The sequence below is a fragment of the Streptomyces scabiei 87.22 genome, from assembly GCF_000091305.1.
GTDB classification, from domain to species: Bacteria; Actinomycetota; Actinomycetes; order Streptomycetales; family Streptomycetaceae; genus Streptomyces; species Streptomyces scabiei.
Map to the genome: position 1 here is coordinate 2,345,725 of NC_013929.1, position 14,538 is coordinate 2,360,262.

General features: G+C 73.9%; 13 protein-coding genes. 10 read left to right on the forward strand and 3 right to left on the reverse strand.

The window, feature by feature from the left end; all coding sequences use genetic code 11:
• Positions 1–21 precede the first annotated feature (21 nt).
• From SCAB_RS09795 to SCAB_RS09825, 7 genes are all read left to right on the forward strand, one after another.
• Positions 22–774 carry a peptidyl-tRNA hydrolase gene (locus tag SCAB_RS09795; protein ID WP_012999910.1) on the forward strand — a complete coding sequence of 251 codons (753 nt, stop codon included), beginning with the start codon at positions 22–24 and terminating at the stop codon, positions 772–774.
• A gap of 397 nt (positions 775–1,171) precedes the next feature.
• Positions 1,172–1,780, forward strand: a complete 609-nt coding sequence (locus SCAB_RS09800) for a DUF4142 domain-containing protein (protein ID WP_012999911.1) — start codon at positions 1,172–1,174, stop codon at positions 1,778–1,780.
• A gap of 140 nt (positions 1,781–1,920) precedes the next feature.
• Positions 1,921–2,724, forward strand: coding sequence for a DUF4142 domain-containing protein (locus SCAB_RS09805; protein WP_012999912.1), 804 nt, complete (start codon positions 1,921–1,923; stop codon positions 2,722–2,724).
• Positions 2,725–2,921: 197 nt separating this feature from the next.
• Positions 2,922–4,253 (forward strand): DUF692 domain-containing protein, encoded by a 1,332-nt coding sequence (locus SCAB_RS09810; protein WP_041670478.1) that lies wholly within the window; start codon positions 2,922–2,924, stop codon positions 4,251–4,253.
• Positions 4,254–4,501: 248 nt separating this feature from the next.
• Positions 4,502–5,278, forward strand: a complete 777-nt coding sequence (locus SCAB_RS09815) for a DUF4142 domain-containing protein (RefSeq protein ID WP_012999914.1) — start codon at positions 4,502–4,504, stop codon at positions 5,276–5,278.
• A 132-nt stretch (positions 5,279–5,410) separates the two neighbouring features.
• Positions 5,411–6,178 carry a TIGR04222 domain-containing membrane protein gene (locus SCAB_RS09820; protein WP_012999915.1) on the forward strand — a complete coding sequence of 256 codons (768 nt, stop codon included), beginning with the start codon at positions 5,411–5,413 and terminating at the stop codon, positions 6,176–6,178.
• A gap of 105 nt (positions 6,179–6,283) precedes the next feature.
• Complete coding sequence (locus SCAB_RS09825) at positions 6,284–7,840, forward strand: alpha/beta hydrolase (RefSeq protein WP_041669004.1); 1,557 nt, start codon at positions 6,284–6,286, stop codon at positions 7,838–7,840.
• Here the strand turns inward: SCAB_RS09825 and hemQ are convergent.
• Positions 7,837–8,568: a hydrogen peroxide-dependent heme synthase gene (hemQ, locus tag SCAB_RS09830; protein WP_012999917.1), complete on the reverse strand. Its 732-nt coding sequence runs from the start codon at positions 8,566–8,568 to the stop codon at positions 7,837–7,839. The two genes, SCAB_RS09825 and hemQ, sit on opposite strands and share 4 nt — an antisense overlap.
• A gap of 5 nt (positions 8,569–8,573) precedes the next feature.
• Positions 8,574–10,058, reverse strand: coding sequence for a protoporphyrinogen oxidase (gene hemG / locus SCAB_RS09835; RefSeq protein ID WP_012999918.1), 1,485 nt, complete (start codon positions 10,056–10,058; stop codon positions 8,574–8,576).
• 212 nt (positions 10,059–10,270) lie between these two features.
• Here hemG and SCAB_RS09840 point away from each other — a divergent pair, with 212 nt between their 5' ends.
• Complete coding sequence (locus SCAB_RS09840; protein ID WP_012999919.1) at positions 10,271–11,263, forward strand: DUF4349 domain-containing protein; 993 nt, start codon at positions 10,271–10,273, stop codon at positions 11,261–11,263.
• Positions 11,264–11,301: 38 nt separating this feature from the next.
• Positions 11,302–12,705, forward strand: a complete 1,404-nt coding sequence (locus SCAB_RS09845) for an FAD-dependent oxidoreductase (protein WP_012999920.1) — start codon at positions 11,302–11,304, stop codon at positions 12,703–12,705.
• Positions 12,706–13,247: 542 nt separating this feature from the next.
• On the opposite strand, the gene SCAB_RS09850 is transcribed toward SCAB_RS09845, so the two are convergent.
• Positions 13,248–13,586 carry a hypothetical protein gene (locus SCAB_RS09850; protein WP_012999921.1) on the reverse strand — a complete coding sequence of 113 codons (339 nt, stop codon included), beginning with the start codon at positions 13,584–13,586 and terminating at the stop codon, positions 13,248–13,250.
• A gap of 139 nt (positions 13,587–13,725) precedes the next feature.
• Between SCAB_RS09850 and SCAB_RS09855 the strand changes: the two genes are divergently transcribed.
• Positions 13,726–14,535: a rhomboid family intramembrane serine protease gene (locus SCAB_RS09855; RefSeq protein ID WP_012999922.1), complete on the forward strand. Its 810-nt coding sequence runs from the start codon at positions 13,726–13,728 to the stop codon at positions 14,533–14,535.
• The last annotated feature ends 3 nt before the right edge of the window (positions 14,536–14,538 follow it).

The window sequence follows — 14,538 nt, forward strand, 5'->3', positions numbered from 1 at the left end:
TTCGCCTGGCAGACTGGGCGGGTGACCACGAGCGACCCGACCCCCGACCCCGCCCCCGCTGCCTCCTCCGCTGCCGCCCAGGACAGTCCCTTCCGGGACGAGCGGACCTCGCGCGACGAGGGGCCGCAGTTCGTTCTGCCCCTGGTCGCGCGCATCGAGCGGGGGGCTCCGCCGGCGCGTACGGACGCGTTGGAGACGGCGGCGCGGGCGGTACTCGTGATGCTCGGCGACGCGCGGTCGCTCGGCGACGGAGAGTGGGCCGAGGCGATGCGCGGCTGGCAGGACGCCCGGATCCGCAAGGTGGTCCGGCGGGCGCGGGGCGCGGAGTGGCGGCGGGCCGAGGCACTGCCGGGGATCACCGTGGCGGGCAAGTCGGCGGAGGTACGCGTCTTCCCGCCGGTCCCGCTGGACGGCTGGCCCAAGGATCTGGCCCGCCTCCAGGTCTCGGGCACGGACCTCGACGACCCGGAACCGCCGGCCGGGCCCGACCCCGCCGCGCCGGTCCTCTGGCTGAACCCCGGGGTGGAGATGTCGGCGGGCAAGGCCATGGCCCAGGCCGGTCACGGCGCCCAGCTCGCCTGGTGGGACCTGGACGACCGGGCCCGCGCCGCCTGGCGGGACGCGGGCTTCCCCCTCGCGGTGCGTACCGCCGCCCCGCCCCTCTGGGAGACCCTCACCACCAGCGGCCTCCCCCTCGTCCGCGACGCCGGCTTCACCGAGGTCGCCCCCGGCTCCAGCACGGTGGTCGCGGATCACCGCCCCCTGCGCACCTGAACCCCGGGCCCGCTACCCGTCCCTGCGCCAGGGGCTGCGTCCTTCGTCTCCGGCTGCGGGCCGGCGGGGGCCGGTCACGCAGTTCCCCGCGCCCCTGAAAAGCAGGGGCTGCGCCCCGTGCTTTTCGTCCCTGAGCGGCCGTAGGCCCTCAAGGGGCGCGGGGAACTGCGCGACCAGCCCCCCACCCACCCGCAGCCGAACAGCCGACCCCTCGCCGCCCGCACCGGTCCGCACCGGCCCACACCCGCCCGCGCCCCGCTGAATCGTGTCCGCCTCCACTGGGTGTCCACAGGTCGTTCGAAGGCCGTTGAACAACTCCGCCGCCCCGCGCGTATCTTCCGGCACTGGCCACGTAACTGCCCCAACGACCAGTTGGCATCATCCGGGAGGAATCACCTTGGCGCGTTTCAACGGCTCGCTCATCGCCGGCCTGGCTCTCGTCGTCACCGTAGGCGCCCTGGCGTTTCCCGTTTGGTCCTATGCCGACCGCTCGGGCACCGCTCAGGCCAACATGGCCGCCGGCACGGTGAACACCCAGTGGGGGCCGCTGACGGCCTCCGACCGGGATCTCATCATCCGCGTACGCCTCGCGGGACTGTGGGAGCTGCCCGCCGCCGAGAAGGCGATGGCGCGGTCGAGCAGCCCGAAGGTGAAGGAGGCGGCGGACCACCTGATCGTGGGCCACAAGGACCTCGACGAGCGGGTGCGGGCGGTGGCGACCCAGCTGGGCGTCGAGCTGCCGAACGTGCCGAACGAGCAGCAGCAGGGCTTCCTCCAGCAGATGGACAACGCCACGGACGACCAGTTCGACCGGGTGTGGGCCAACCTGCTGCGCTCCGCGCACGGCAAGATCTTCCCGGCCATCGGGACGATCCGGAACCAGACCGAGAACACCCTGGTGCGCAAGCTGGCCTCGGACACCAACCAGACGGTGCTGGACCACATCACGATGCTGGAGAAGACCGGTCAGGTCGACTTCGACGCGATCGCCAACGGCACGATCTGACCCGTCCCCGGCCCCGCCCCGGGCGGAGGCCGCGGACCACCGGACACACCCGGCGGTCGTCTTCCGCACCAGCGGTCACCCCTCACCCCCAAGCAACAGTCAGACCCCAACGATCAGTTGGTTTCCTCCCGGAGGCTCTTTTGCGACGCTCGAAGGGCTCAGTCCTCGTCGCCCTGGCGATCGCCGGCACGCTCACCGCGGTCGCCTATCCCGTCTTCTACTCGTACCCCAACCGCAACGCGACGGCCGCGGCCGCGCTCACCGGTGACACGGTGACCACGCAGTGGGGGCCGCTCACCCCCGGCGACCGCGACCTGCTCATCCGCGTGCGGCTGGCGGGACTGTGGGAGCTGCCGGCCGGGCAGCAGGCCCTGGAGCGCAGCGGCAGCAAGTCCGTCAGGGAGGCCGCGGACCACCTGATCAAGGGCCACACCGACCTGGACAAGCGGTCCCGGGTCATCGCGGCCAAGCTGGGCGTCGAGCTGCCGAACCAGCCGACGGCGGAGCAGCAGGGCTTCCTGGACCAGATGACGGCCGCCAAGACCGAGGCCGACTACAACAAGGTCTGGGCGAACCTGCTGCGGACCGCCCACGGCAAGATCTTCCCGGCGATCGCCTCCGTGCGGAACTCCACCCGCAACTCGCTGATCCGCCAGCTGGCCTCCGACGCCAACCAGACCGTGCTGGACCACATCACGATCCTGGAGGCCACCGGCGAGGTCGACTTCGCGACCATCGCGCAGAACTCGGTCACCGGTACCGCGAGCCCCACCGGCCCGCCGCCGCCCGTCGCCGGCCAGGTGCCGCCGGCCGCGCCCCCGGCCGTCCCGTCCACCAACCCGGACACCCAGTCCAAGCCGTCGCCCTTCGAGTCCGCGGTGCCCACCGGCCGCCCCGACCCGGAGGAGATCAACAAGGACCAGGGCCAGCCGGCGGTCCAGTAGCGGGCGCGGCACACAGCTCGACGAAAGCTCAGCGAAAAAGCTCAGCGGAAAGCTCAAATGTTGCTCTGAAGGTCCCCTCCCAGGGGTTCGGTCCCGTGTACCGGGGCCATGACTCCGTCACACCGCAGCACAGGTCCGCCGTGAGGAGACGCACAGGGTCTGGTGAAGCCGTGGCCGATGTGACCGTGGAGGGGACGATGGAGCAGATCGCACAGTTGGGGACGGGGATCGGCTGGCGGCCGGAGATCGCCGACGCCGTCGAGCGCATGGCGGGGTCGGGCGGTGTCGACTGGGTCGAGGTCGTCGCCGAGAACGTCTGTCCCGGCCATGTGCACGAGTCGCTGCTGCGGCTGCGCGAGCGCGGGGTGACGGTGGTGCCGCACGGTGTCTCCCTGGGTCTCGGCGGCGCCGACCGCCCCGACGAGCAGCGCCTGCGCTCCCTCGCCGAGCGCGCGGAGATTCTGGGCGCCCCCCTCGTGACGGAACACATCGCGTTCGTCCGGGCCGGGGGCGCCCTCACCGCGTCCCCGCTGCTGGAGGCCGGGCACCTGCTGCCGGTGCCGCGCACCCGGGACGCCCTCGACGTGCTGTGCGAGAACGTCCGCATCGCCCAGGACGCGCTGCCCGTGCCGCTCGCGCTGGAGAACATCGCCGCCCTGATCAACTGGCCGGGCGAGGACATGACCGAGGGGCAGTTCCTCTACGACCTCGTCGACCGCACCGGCGTCCGGCTCCTCATCGACGTGGCGAACCTGCACACCAACCACGTCAACCGGGGCGAGGACCCGGCGAAGGCGCTCGACGAGCTGCCGGTCGAGGCCATCGCGTACGTCCATGTCGCGGGCGGCTTCGAGCGGGACGGCGTCTGGCACGACAGCCACGCCCACCCGGTCCCCCTGCAGGTCCTCGACGTCCTCGCCGACCTCGCCTCCCGGGTGACCCCGCCGGGCGTCCTGCTGGAGCGCGACGACAACTTCCCCGAGCCGGGCGAGCTGGAGCGGGAGCTGGCGTCCGTCCGGGGCGTGCTGGAGAAGGCCGAGGTACGCGACTCCGGGACGGCGTCCCTCGCCACCGGGACGGCATCCGCCGCCGAGGCCGAGCCTGCCGCCGAGCCCGTCGCCCGGCAGCGGCTCGCGCTCGCGCAGGCCGCGCTGCTGTCGGCGCTGGTCGCGGGGACGCCGGTGCCCGAGGGGTTCGACCGGGTGCGGCTGGGCGTCCAGGCACGGTCCCTCGCGGCCAAGCGGGCGGACGTCGTGGCGAAGGTGGCGCCGGAGCTGCCGGAGATCCTCGGCCCGTCGTACCGTCCGACGTTCGTGGCGTACGCGCAGGGCCACCCGATGACCGACGGCTACCGGCGCGACGCCCTGTCCTTCGCCGAGCACGTGCTGCTGACCGGCCGTCCCGACGACGCGGACGTCCTGCGCGAGGTGCGCCACTGGTGGCTGGAGCGCTCGGGCCCCGCCCCGCTGTCCCGGCGCCCCGCGGCCCGGCTGGCCCGCGCCACCCGCAGGGTGCTGCTGCGCCGCTGAGCCGGGGCCCCGTCCGAGTGTGCTGCGATTAACAGACCCGTGTCCCGCGCACGGGTTTACCGTCGCGTGTGACCCGTTTGCGACCGATTGGTCCAGCGAGCCGCTCACCCTGTTCGGCGGGTTTTGTCCCCTCCTCAACCGTTCCTCCGCATACGGCAGTTGGCGCGGACCGGGCAGTAACATACCGGTCCGTAGGCCGACAAGCACCCGCCGCGCATCCGCGTGCGGTGCCGCGAGCAGGAGGCGCCATGCGAACCACCAGGGGCAGGGGAGGATTCTTCAGTGGTACAGGACTCATCGTCGCCGGACTGACGGCGACGCTCGTCGCGCTGGTCTTCCCGGTCTGGTCGTACGCGGACCGCTCCGGCACCGGCGTCAGCGTCCTCAACGCGACGACCATGACGACGCGGTACGGTCCGCTGTCCGCCCTGGACCGCGACTTCATCACGAAGGTCAGGCTGGCCGGGCTGTGGGAACTGCCCGCCGGACAGCAGGCCGAGACGAAGGGCGACACGGCGGCCGTACGGACCGCCGGTGAGCACCTCATCGAGGGGCACACCTTCCTCGACGCCCGCGTCCGTGACGTCGCGGCGCGCCTGAACGTGCCCCTGCCCAACCAGCCCAGCGACCAGCAGAAGCAGTGGCTGGCCACCCTGGACGCGGCGCGGGGCGAGACCTACGACCGCGAGTTCGCCAACATCCTGCGGCTGGCGCACGGCAGGGTCTTCTCCGTGGTCGCCCAGGTCCGCGCCACCACCCGCAACTCCCTGGTCCGCGCCCTCGCCGACGACGCCAACACCACCGTCCTCGACCACATCAGGGTCCTGGAGGCCACCGGCCTCGTCGACTACGACGCGATCGCCCGCGACACCGCCTCCGCGAGCGCCCCGCCCCTGACCAGTTCCCCGGCCCCGCCGGCCGACGGGCAGGCCGGCCCCGGCTCCCCGGTCCCGGTGACCCCCTCCCCGACCCCGTCGGCCTACTCCCTGCCACCGGCCGCCAACGGGCCCTCGGACGACGGCTGAAGCACCGCACGTCACCCCGCGGCCTGGCAATTGCGGGCCGAGGGCGCGTACAAACGGGCGAGACCGGGAACCTTCCCTCAGGATTCCGGTCAACGCCTGCCGCCGCTCCGGGCGGGCCCGTAGAAACACGCCATGCTCTGGGTCCTCTTCCTCCTCCTGGCCTGGGCCGCCGCCGGCGTCTCCTGTGCCCGACTCTGCCTGACCTCGCTGCGGGCGGCCGCCGCAGCCGACGACATCCGGGCGGACCACGTCCACCACTGCCACCGGCTCACCCTGTACGAGGCGGCGTTCCTGTCGGGCGGCCCGGCGCGCGTCGCCGACCTCACCCTCGTCGCCATGGCCCGCCAGCGCCGGCTCCTCCTCGCCCACACCGGCTGGGTGACCGTCGTGGACCCCGTGGGCCGGGACGAGATGGAACGCGCCGTCATCGGCGCGACAGGCCCGGACGGACAGTCCCTGATAGCCCCCGTACGCCGGGCCGCCGCGGCCGCCGAGGCCGTCCGGCACCTCTCCGACCGGCTCGTCGCGGCCGGACTGGCCGTACCGGACGCCGCACGCACGGGCGTGGCCGACGCGGTCACCCAGGTACGGGGGGCCGCGCTCGGTGTGTGCGGCCTCGGGGCGCTGGCGCTGATGCTGCCCTCGCAGGGGTTCGCCGAGCACCGGGCGCTGGTGGCGCTGTGGTTCGCGCTGCCGCTGGTGCTGACGCTCAGCTGCCTGGTCATCGCACGGATCGAGGGGCCGCCGGGCACGCGGTGGGCGTCGCCGGAGGGCACGCGGGTGCTCAACGCGGTGCTGGGGCGGAACGGGGGCGACGTCCCGGACCTGGTCTCGGTGGCCGTCCGGGGTGTGGGGGCGGTGGGCTCTCCCGAACTGCGGGCGGCGTTCGAACAGCGGTGACACCGTAGGGGCACACGGCGGCGACACCGTCCGCCGGTGCTTTACTTTCGCCCCCTTCCGCACCAAACATCCCTGTGACGCTGTCGTGCTTCGGAGGGATTCGCCATGCGGGCTGCCGTTCTCCATGTGACCGTCGCGGCGGTGCTGCTGAGCGGTCTCCTCGCCGCTCCCCCGGCGGTCGCGGCGGACACGCTCACCGGGCCGGTGGCACGGCGGGCCGCGGACGAGGGCATCCGGTTCGGGACGTGTCCGGCGGCGGAGGGCCTGCCGGACGGGGTGCGCTGCGGGACGGTGAAGGTGCCGCTCGACTACGCGCGCCCCGACGGCAGACAGATCTCACTGACCGTCAGCCGGGTCCGGGCCAAGGGCAAGGACGCCCAGGGCAGGAAGGTGGCCCGGCAGGGCGCGCTCGTGTTCAATCCGGGCGGCCCGGGGGCCTCGGGGATGTTCTTCCCGTTGCTCGGCCTCCTCCCGGACTGGAAGCGGCTGGGCGCCGCCTACGACCTCGTCGGGTACGCCCCGCGCGGGGTCGGCCGCTCGGCGCCGCTGTCCTGCCGGGACCCGAGGACACTGCGCCGGGGGCCCTCGGCGGCGCCGACGCACCCCTCGGAGGCGTACAAGAAGGAACGCGTCGCGCGGGCCAAGGCGTTCGCGCGCGGCTGTGCCCGGCGGGGCGGGAGCGCGCTGCGGCACTACCACTCCCTCAACAACGCCCGCGACCTCGACGTCCTGCGCGCCGCTCTCGGCGAGCCGCGGCTCACCTTCGTGGGAGCGTCGTACGGCACCTACTTCGGGGCGCTGTACGCCTCCCTGTTCCCCTCCCACGTACGCCGGATGGTGTTCGACTCGGTGGTGAACCCGGACCCCGAGCAGATCTGGTACCGCAACAACCTCGACCAGTCGGCCGCGTTCGAGGGACGCTGGGCGGACTTCCGGGCCTGGACCGCCCGGCACGACGCGGTGTACGGGCTGGGCGACACCCCCGAGAAGGTGCTGCGCAGCTACGAGCGGGCGGCGGCGCGACTGGCGGCCCGGCCCGCCGGGGGCAGGGTGGGGCCGGGACAGCTGCACGGGGCGTTCCTCCAGGCCGCGTACTACGACGACCACTGGCCGCAGCGTGCCCTGGCCCTGTCCGCCTACCTGAAGGGCGATCCGAAACCGCTGGTGCAGATCGCCGGTCCGTCCCCGGAGGAGGCGGCCGTCGAGCAGGAGAACGCGAGCGCCGTCTACACGGCCGTCGAGTGCAACGACGGCCCCTGGCCCACCGAGTGGCGGGTCTGGGACCGCGACAACACGCGGCTGGCGCGCACCGCGCCCTTCGAGACGTGGGACAACGTGTGGGCGAACCTGCCGTGCGCGTACTGGACGGGTCCGCGTCAGCGGCCGCTCGACGTGCGGACCGGTCCCGGTGAGCTGCCGCCCACGCTGATCCTGGCGGCCGAGCGGGACGCGGCCGCACCGTACGAAGGGGCGATCGCCCTGCACCGGCGGCTGTGGGGGTCGGTACTGGTGACCGAGCGGGACGCCGGCAACCACGGGGTCGGCTGGGGGGCCAACCGTTGCGTCAACGGCCACCTGGAGGCGTACCTGCTGGAGGGGCGGCTGCCGGAGCGGCGCGCGGCCTGCGCACCGCGCCCGGAGCCAGCCCCCGCCCGGGGCTAGGCCAGACCCGCGACCAGTTCGGCGACCGACCTGCGGCGGCCCGTGTAGAACGGCACCTCCTCGCGGACGTGCATGCGGGCCTCGGAGGCGCGCAGGTGCCGCATGAGGTCGACGATGCGGTACAGCTCGTCGGCCTCGAAGGCGAGGATCCACTCGTAGTCGCCCAGCGAGAACGACGCGACGGTGTTGGCCCGGACGTCCGGGTAGCCGCGGGCCATCTTGCCGTGGTCGGCGAGCATGCGGCGGCGGTCCTCGTCGGGCAGCAGGTACCAGTCGTAGGAGCGCACGAAGGGGTAGACGCTGACGTAGTCGCGGGGCGTCTCGTCGGCGAGGAACGCCGGGATGTGCGAACGGTTGAACTCGGCGGGGCGGTGCAGCGCCATGTTCGACCACACCGGGGCGAGCGCGCGGCCCAGCCGGGTGCGGCGGAAGAGGTTGTACGCCTCCTGGAGCTGGTCGCTGGTCTCGGCGTGCCACCAGATCATGAGGTCGGCGTCCGCCCGCAGGCCCGACACGTCGTAGGTGCCGCGGACGGTCACGTCCTTCGCGGCGAGCTGGTCGAACAGCTCCTGGACCTCGTCGGCGTAACCGGCGCGGTCCTCCGGCAGCACGTCCTTCAGCCGGAAGACGGACCACAGGGTGTAGCGGATGACCTCGTTGAGGTCCTTGGCCAGCTTGCCCTTGTTCGGGATCCGGCCGGTCTCGGGGGTGGGGGCGACGTCGCTCATGGCTCCTATTCTCCCGCTCCGCCGTGGAGGCTCTGCACCGGGTCGGCGGTGAGATCCCGCAGCGCGCGCAGGTCGCCGTGGATCTCGTCGACGGCCGCGGTGGCGCTCGCGACGCAGGCGGGGATGCCGACACCGTCGTACGCCGCTCCGCAGACCGCGAGGCCCGGCAGCTTGCTCAGGTACTCGCGGACGCGGGTCACGCGCGCGTGGTGGCCGACCGGGTACTGGGGCAGGCCGTCGTCCCAGCGGGTGACGCGGGTCTCGACCGGGGCGGCGGTCAGGCCGGTGGCCTCGCGCAGGTCGGTCCGCGACACGTCCACGAGGTGGGCGTCGTCGTGGTCCAGGATCGCCGTCTCGCCGTACCGGCCGACCGAGGTGCGCAGGATCAGCAGGTCCGGGTTCTCCTCGGCGAGCCAGCCCCACTTGCGGGAGGAGAACGTCGACGCCTTGATCGTGCGGCCGTCGACCGGCGGCACCAGGAAGCCGCTGCCCTCGGGCAGGGTGAGTCCGGCCCGGCGGTAGGCGAGGGTGACCAGGGCCATCGAGGCGTACTCCACACCCGCCAGCTCGGCCGCGGCGCCGGGGGCCTCGGCGCGCAGGAGGGCGGCGGCGACCGGGGCGGGGACGGCCAGGACCACGGCGTCGGCGCGCAGGACACGCTCCTCCCCGCCGCCCGTACCGCCGGTGACGACACGCCAGCCGCCGGGAGCCTCCCGGCGCAGTCCGGTGACGGACGTGCGGGTACGGATCTCGGCGCCGCGGGCCCGCACCGACTCGGCCACCGCGAGCGGCAGCCGGCCGATCCCGCCCTCGATGCCCATGAACACCGGCCCGGTCTGCCCGGCGGCCGCCGCGCGCTCCTGGATGCCCCGGACGGCCTCGGTGAGGGAGGTGTGGGTCAGCGCCGCCTGGAAGAGCTGCGGCACGGCCGAACGCATCGAGATGCGGTACGCGTCGCCCGCGTAGACACCGCCGAGCAGGGGTTCCACCAGACGGTCGACGACCTCGCGGCCGAGGCGGGCCGCCACGTACTCCCCCACCGCCACGTCGTCGCCGACCTCGGTGCGCGGCAGGTCGGCGTCGCGCTCGATCCGGGCCAGGCCCTCGTCGGACAGGACCCCCGCGAGCGCGGACGCGGTGCCGGGGACCCCCATGACATGGCCCTTGGGCATGGGCCTCAGGGCGCCCCGGGTCCACAGGGAGGCCGTGGCGGTGGCCGGCGGCCGGAGCCGGTCGGCGAGACCCACCTCGCGCGCGAGGGCGACCGCCTCGGGGCGGCGGGCGAGCATCGACTCGGCGCCGAGGTCGACGCGCGCGCCCGCGATCTCGCCGGGCAGCAGCTTGCCGCCGACGCGGTCCGCGGCCTCCAGGACGGTCACTCGCGCGCCCCGGTCCACCAGCCTGTGCGCGGCGGCGAGCCCCGCGATGCCGGCCCCGATGACGACGACGTGCCCGGCGCCGCGCCCGGCGTCCGTACCTGATCCGCTCATGGCTCCAGCCTCTCAGACCTCACGGACCGTCATGACGCCGGTCCCGGCCCCGGCCCGTCCCGGACCCGGCCGTCCCCGTGGCCCCGCCGAGTCCCGACCGTGACCGCTTCGGGACCGGCGGCCGCCAACGTTCCGGCCCCCTCGGGCGTCGAAGGGTCGTCAGCAGTGCGGGCGGACCCACGCCTGCCACGACCCTCGGGGGGTACGCCGCAATGGCCCACGCACACGTACGACGTTCCCGGCGGCCCGCAGGGGCTCTCGCCGCGCTGTTCCTCACGGGAGCCCTGGCGCTCGCGGGCTGCTCCGACCCCCGGGACGGCGGCGGCTCCCTCGATTCGGCATCCGACACCTCCAAGTCGAACAAGTCCGCCGCCCGGCAGGAGGGAGCCCTGAACGACGAGAGCGGCAGCGGCTACAGCGAGCAGGGCGCCGCCGACGCACCGGTCAAGATCGCGCCCAGCCACATCATCCGCACCGCCTCGCTGACCGTACGGGTCAAGGACGTGCCGAAGGCCCTGGACGAGGCCCGGACCGCCGTGGAGAGCGTGGGCGGTTTCGTGGGCAGCGAGTCCACGACCCTGGACGGCGAGGACCGGGAACGCACCCGGGTCGTCCTGCGGGTGCCGTCGGACAAGTACGAGCAGGTCCTCGGCGACCTGGAGGGCACCGGCAAGCTGATCGCACGCAAGGAGAAGGCCGAGGACGTCACCGACCAGGTCGTCGACGTGGACAGCCGGATCAAGACGCAGCGGGCGAGCGTGGCCCGGATCCGTGAGCTGATGGACCGGGCGGGCAAGCTCAGTGACGTGGTCACCCTGGAGGGCGAGCTGAGCAGCCGGCAGGCCGACCTGGAGTCCCTGCTGGCCCAGCAGAAGTCCCTGAAGGACCGTGCGAGCCTCGCCACGATCACGCTGTCGCTGTCCGAGACCGCGGTGAAGAAGGCCGACAAGGCCGACGACGAGCCGGGCTTCGTGGACGCGCTGGCGGGCGGCTGGAACGCGTTCGTCGCCGTGTTCCGCTGGCTGGCGATGGCGCTCGCCGCGATCCTCCCCTTCGCGGTGGTCACCGCGGTCGTGGTGTTCCTGTGGCTGCGCCTGACCCGCACCCGCCGGCCCGCCCCGGCGACGGCCGCCGCGGCCGTCGCTCCCGTCCTGGAGGAGCGGGAGGAGCCGTCGGAGCGGGAGGAGCGGTCGGAGCGGGAGTGACGCGGAACCGGGACACCGGGCCGCCGTAGCGTGTGCCCATGAACATGAGCCGTACTGAAGAACGTTCACGGGAACGCCTGGTGGTCGTCGGCGGCGACGCGGCGGGCATGTCCGCCGCGTCGCAGGCCCGCCGGCTGCGGGGGCCCGAGGAGCTGGAGATCGTGGCGTTCGAGCGGGGCCACTTCACCTCGTTCTCGGCGTGCGGCATCCCCTACTGGGTGGGCGGCGACGTCCCCGAACGCGATCGGCTCGTCGCCCGCTCGCCCGAGGAGCACCGGGCGCGCCACATCGATCTGCGGATGCGCACGGAGGTCGTGGAGATCGATGTCGAGGGCGCCCGCGTGCGCGCGCGGGACCTCGACGCGGGCACCGAGTCCTGGACCTCGTACGACAAGCTCGTCATCGCCACCGGCGCCCGGCCGATCCGCCCGGACCTGCCCGGCGTCGACGCCCCCGGGGTGCACGGCGTGCAGACCCTGGACGACGGCCAGGCCCTCCTGGACACCCTGGCCGCCACCGGGGGCCGCCGGGCCGTGGTCGTCGGCGCGGGCTACATCGGCGTGGAGATGGCCGAGGCGCTCATCAACCGGGGGTACGAGGTCACGGTCGTCAACCGGGGCGGCGAGCCCATGTCCACCCTCGACCCGGACATGGGCCGGCTGGTGCACAGGGCCATGACGGGCCTCGGCATCACGATGGTCGACGACGCCGAGGTCACCGCCCTGCGCACCGGCGCCGACGGCCGGGTCCGCGCGGTCGCGACGAAGGACGCCGAGTACCCGGCGGACGTGGTGGTCCTGGGCATCGGCGTACGCCCGGAGACCACGCTCGCACGGGCGGCGGGGCTGCCCGTGGGCGACCACGGGGGCCTGCTGACCGACCTGGCCATGCGGGTGAGGGGCCACGAGAACATCTGGGCCGGCGGCGACTGCGTCGAGGTCCTCGACCTGGTCTCCGGCAGCCTGCGGCACATCCCGCTCGGCACCCACGCCAACAAGCACGGGCAGATCATCGGCGCCAACGCCGGCGGCGGGTACGCCACCTTCCCGGGTGTCGTCGGCACCGCCGTCAGCAAGGTCTGCGACCTGGAGATCGCCCGCACCGGTCTGCGCGAGAAGGACGCCGACCGGGCGGGCCTCCAGTACGTCACGGTCACCGTCGAGTCGACGAGCCGCGCCGGGTACTACCCCGGCGCGGCCCCGATGACGGTGAAGATGCTCGCCGAACGCCGCACCGGCCGGCTCCTCGGCGTCCAGATCGTCGGCCGGGAGGGCGCGGGCAAGCGCGTCGACATCGCGGCGGTGGCCCTCACCGCGGGAATGACGGTGGAACAGATGACCGCCCTGGACCTCGGCTACGCCCCGCCCTTCTCCCCGGTCTGGGACCCGGTCCTGGTGGCGGCGAGAAAGGCGACGGCAGCGGTCAGATCGGCCGGCGCCTAGCCGCTCCGGCCCAAGCCCGGAGCATGTCCGAGAGGCCCGGAGCGGTGCCCGAGCCCGGGGCACGCCGGGGAGCCCGGCGCGTGTCCGGGGCCCGGCGCGTCCCCGGGAGCCCCGAGCGTGCCCGAGAGCCCGGTGCCTATCCGGTCCGGACCGAGCCCCGGGGAGGCCAAGAGGCACGCCCGAGCCCGGCGCGTCCCCGGGAGCCCGGCGCGTCCCCGGGAGCCCGGCGCGTGCCTGAGAGCCCGGCACCCAGCCGGTCCGGGCCGAGCCCCGGGGAGGCCGGGGTGTGCCCGTGAGGCCCGACACGTGCCCGAGCCCGGAGCGTCCCTGGAAGCCCGGAGCGTGCCCGTGAGGCCCGGCACGTGCGAGGCAGCCCGAAGCGTGCCCGGAAGGCCGGTGTGTTCGGGAGCCCGGCACCTGCCCAGGAGGCTCGGCGCGAGTCCGGGCGGCCCGGCACATGCCCGGAAACGCCGGAGCGTGCCCGGACGGCCGGGCGCGGGACCAGAAGCCCGGCGCGAGTCCGGGAGCTCGGCGTGGGTTCGTCAGACGGCCGATGTGCCGGTGATGCGGTCGATGGCCTGTCGGGCCTGCTCCGTCGGGGGGCGGGACGGCAGGGAGGACACCGACGCCGCGGACGTCACCGCGGCCGGCTGGGCCGTCGGCGCCGCAGCCGGCTTCGCGTGCGCGGCCGCCGGCCGGGCCGACCGCAGCCGGTGGCTCACCGCCTCGTCCAGGGTCACGGGCCGCTGCATCCGCGCCGCCAGCCGCCCGGCCTCCTGGCCGAGCGCGGCGACGTCCTCCCAGGGCAGCCGCACCACCAGCGAGATCTCGGCCTCACCATCGGGGGTGGCGTGCATCGCCGGGACAACTCGGTCGTTCATCGCCTGTTCCTCACGTAGATCCGCGGTTGAGGAGTCATACGCACCACCCGCCCCGTACGTTCACCAGCGGCGGAGCCGGGGCCCGCACCGCCGCCGCGGGCGCTGATTCCTGCCCCTCATCCCGGGCAGAAGTTCTGGTGTGGTCATCCCCGTGCACGACGTGAACCCCGTGAGCCGCACGCCCTACGTGACCTACGCACTGATCGCCGCGAACGTCTTCGTCTTCGTCTTCATGCCGGGTCTGGCCGGTTCCGCGCCGGGCGACGGCGCACTGTCCCGGCTGTGCCACACCCAGGCGTTCCTGGAGCAGTACGCGGCCGTGCCGTCGGAGTTGATCCGCCAACAGCTGCCGCAACTCGTCCCCACCGGCGCACTCGCCCCGTCGGGCGGCTGCGCGCTGGGCCCGCCGGGCTACGACAAGTCGCCCGCGCTGTCCGTCCTGACGGCACTGTTCCTGCACGCGGGCTGGCTGCACCTGCTGGGCAACATGCTCTTCCTGCTGATCTTCGGCACCACCATCGAGGACCGGCTCGGCCGCGTACGGTTCGCCCTGTTCTACGTGGCCTGCGGCTACGCCGCGTCGTACGGCTACGCCTTCGTCAACGCCGACTCCACCGACCCGCTGATCGGCGCGTCCGGCGCGATCGCCGGTGTCCTCGGCGCGTACCTCGTCCTCTACCCGAGGGCCAGGGTCTGGGTCCTCGTGCCCTTCCTGGTCTTCCTGCCGCTGAGACTGCCCGCCTGGCTGGTGCTGGGCTTCTGGTTCGTGCTCCAGGCGTTCAACTCCTCCGGCGAGGACGCCCTGGACGTCGGCACGGTGGCGTACGCGGCCCATCTGGTCGGTTTCGTGGCCGGCATGCTGCTGGCCTGGCCGCTGCGCCCCGGCACCCCGCCCCCGCCCGAGCCGCGCGGTCTGCTGTTCGGCAGACGGGCGCGGCCCGGCTGGTGAGTC

What these genes read in the sequence shown, in the direction of transcription:
- SCAB_RS09845 (WP_012999920.1), top strand. Translation starts at nt 11,302, where the DNA reads ATGAACATGAGCCGTACTGAAGAACGTTCACGGGAACGCCTGGTGGTC.
- SCAB_RS09815 (WP_012999914.1), top strand. Translation starts at nt 4,502, where the DNA reads ATGCGAACCACCAGGGGCAGGGGAGGATTCTTCAGTGGTACAGGACTC.
- SCAB_RS09850 (WP_012999921.1), bottom strand. Translation starts at nt 13,586, where the DNA reads ATGAACGACCGAGTTGTCCCGGCGATGCACGCCACCCCCGATGGTGAG.
- hemQ (WP_012999917.1), bottom strand. Translation starts at nt 8,568, where the DNA reads ATGAGCGACGTCGCCCCCACCCCCGAGACCGGCCGGATCCCGAACAAG.
- hemG (WP_012999918.1), bottom strand. Translation starts at nt 10,058, where the DNA reads ATGAGCGGATCAGGTACGGACGCCGGGCGCGGCGCCGGGCACGTCGTC.
- SCAB_RS09820 (WP_012999915.1), top strand. Translation starts at nt 5,411, where the DNA reads ATGCTCTGGGTCCTCTTCCTCCTCCTGGCCTGGGCCGCCGCCGGCGTC.
- SCAB_RS09825 (WP_041669004.1), top strand. Translation starts at nt 6,284, where the DNA reads ATGCGGGCTGCCGTTCTCCATGTGACCGTCGCGGCGGTGCTGCTGAGC.
- SCAB_RS09810 (WP_041670478.1), top strand. Translation starts at nt 2,922, where the DNA reads ATGGAGCAGATCGCACAGTTGGGGACGGGGATCGGCTGGCGGCCGGAG.
- SCAB_RS09840 (WP_012999919.1), top strand. Translation starts at nt 10,271, where the DNA reads ATGGCCCACGCACACGTACGACGTTCCCGGCGGCCCGCAGGGGCTCTC.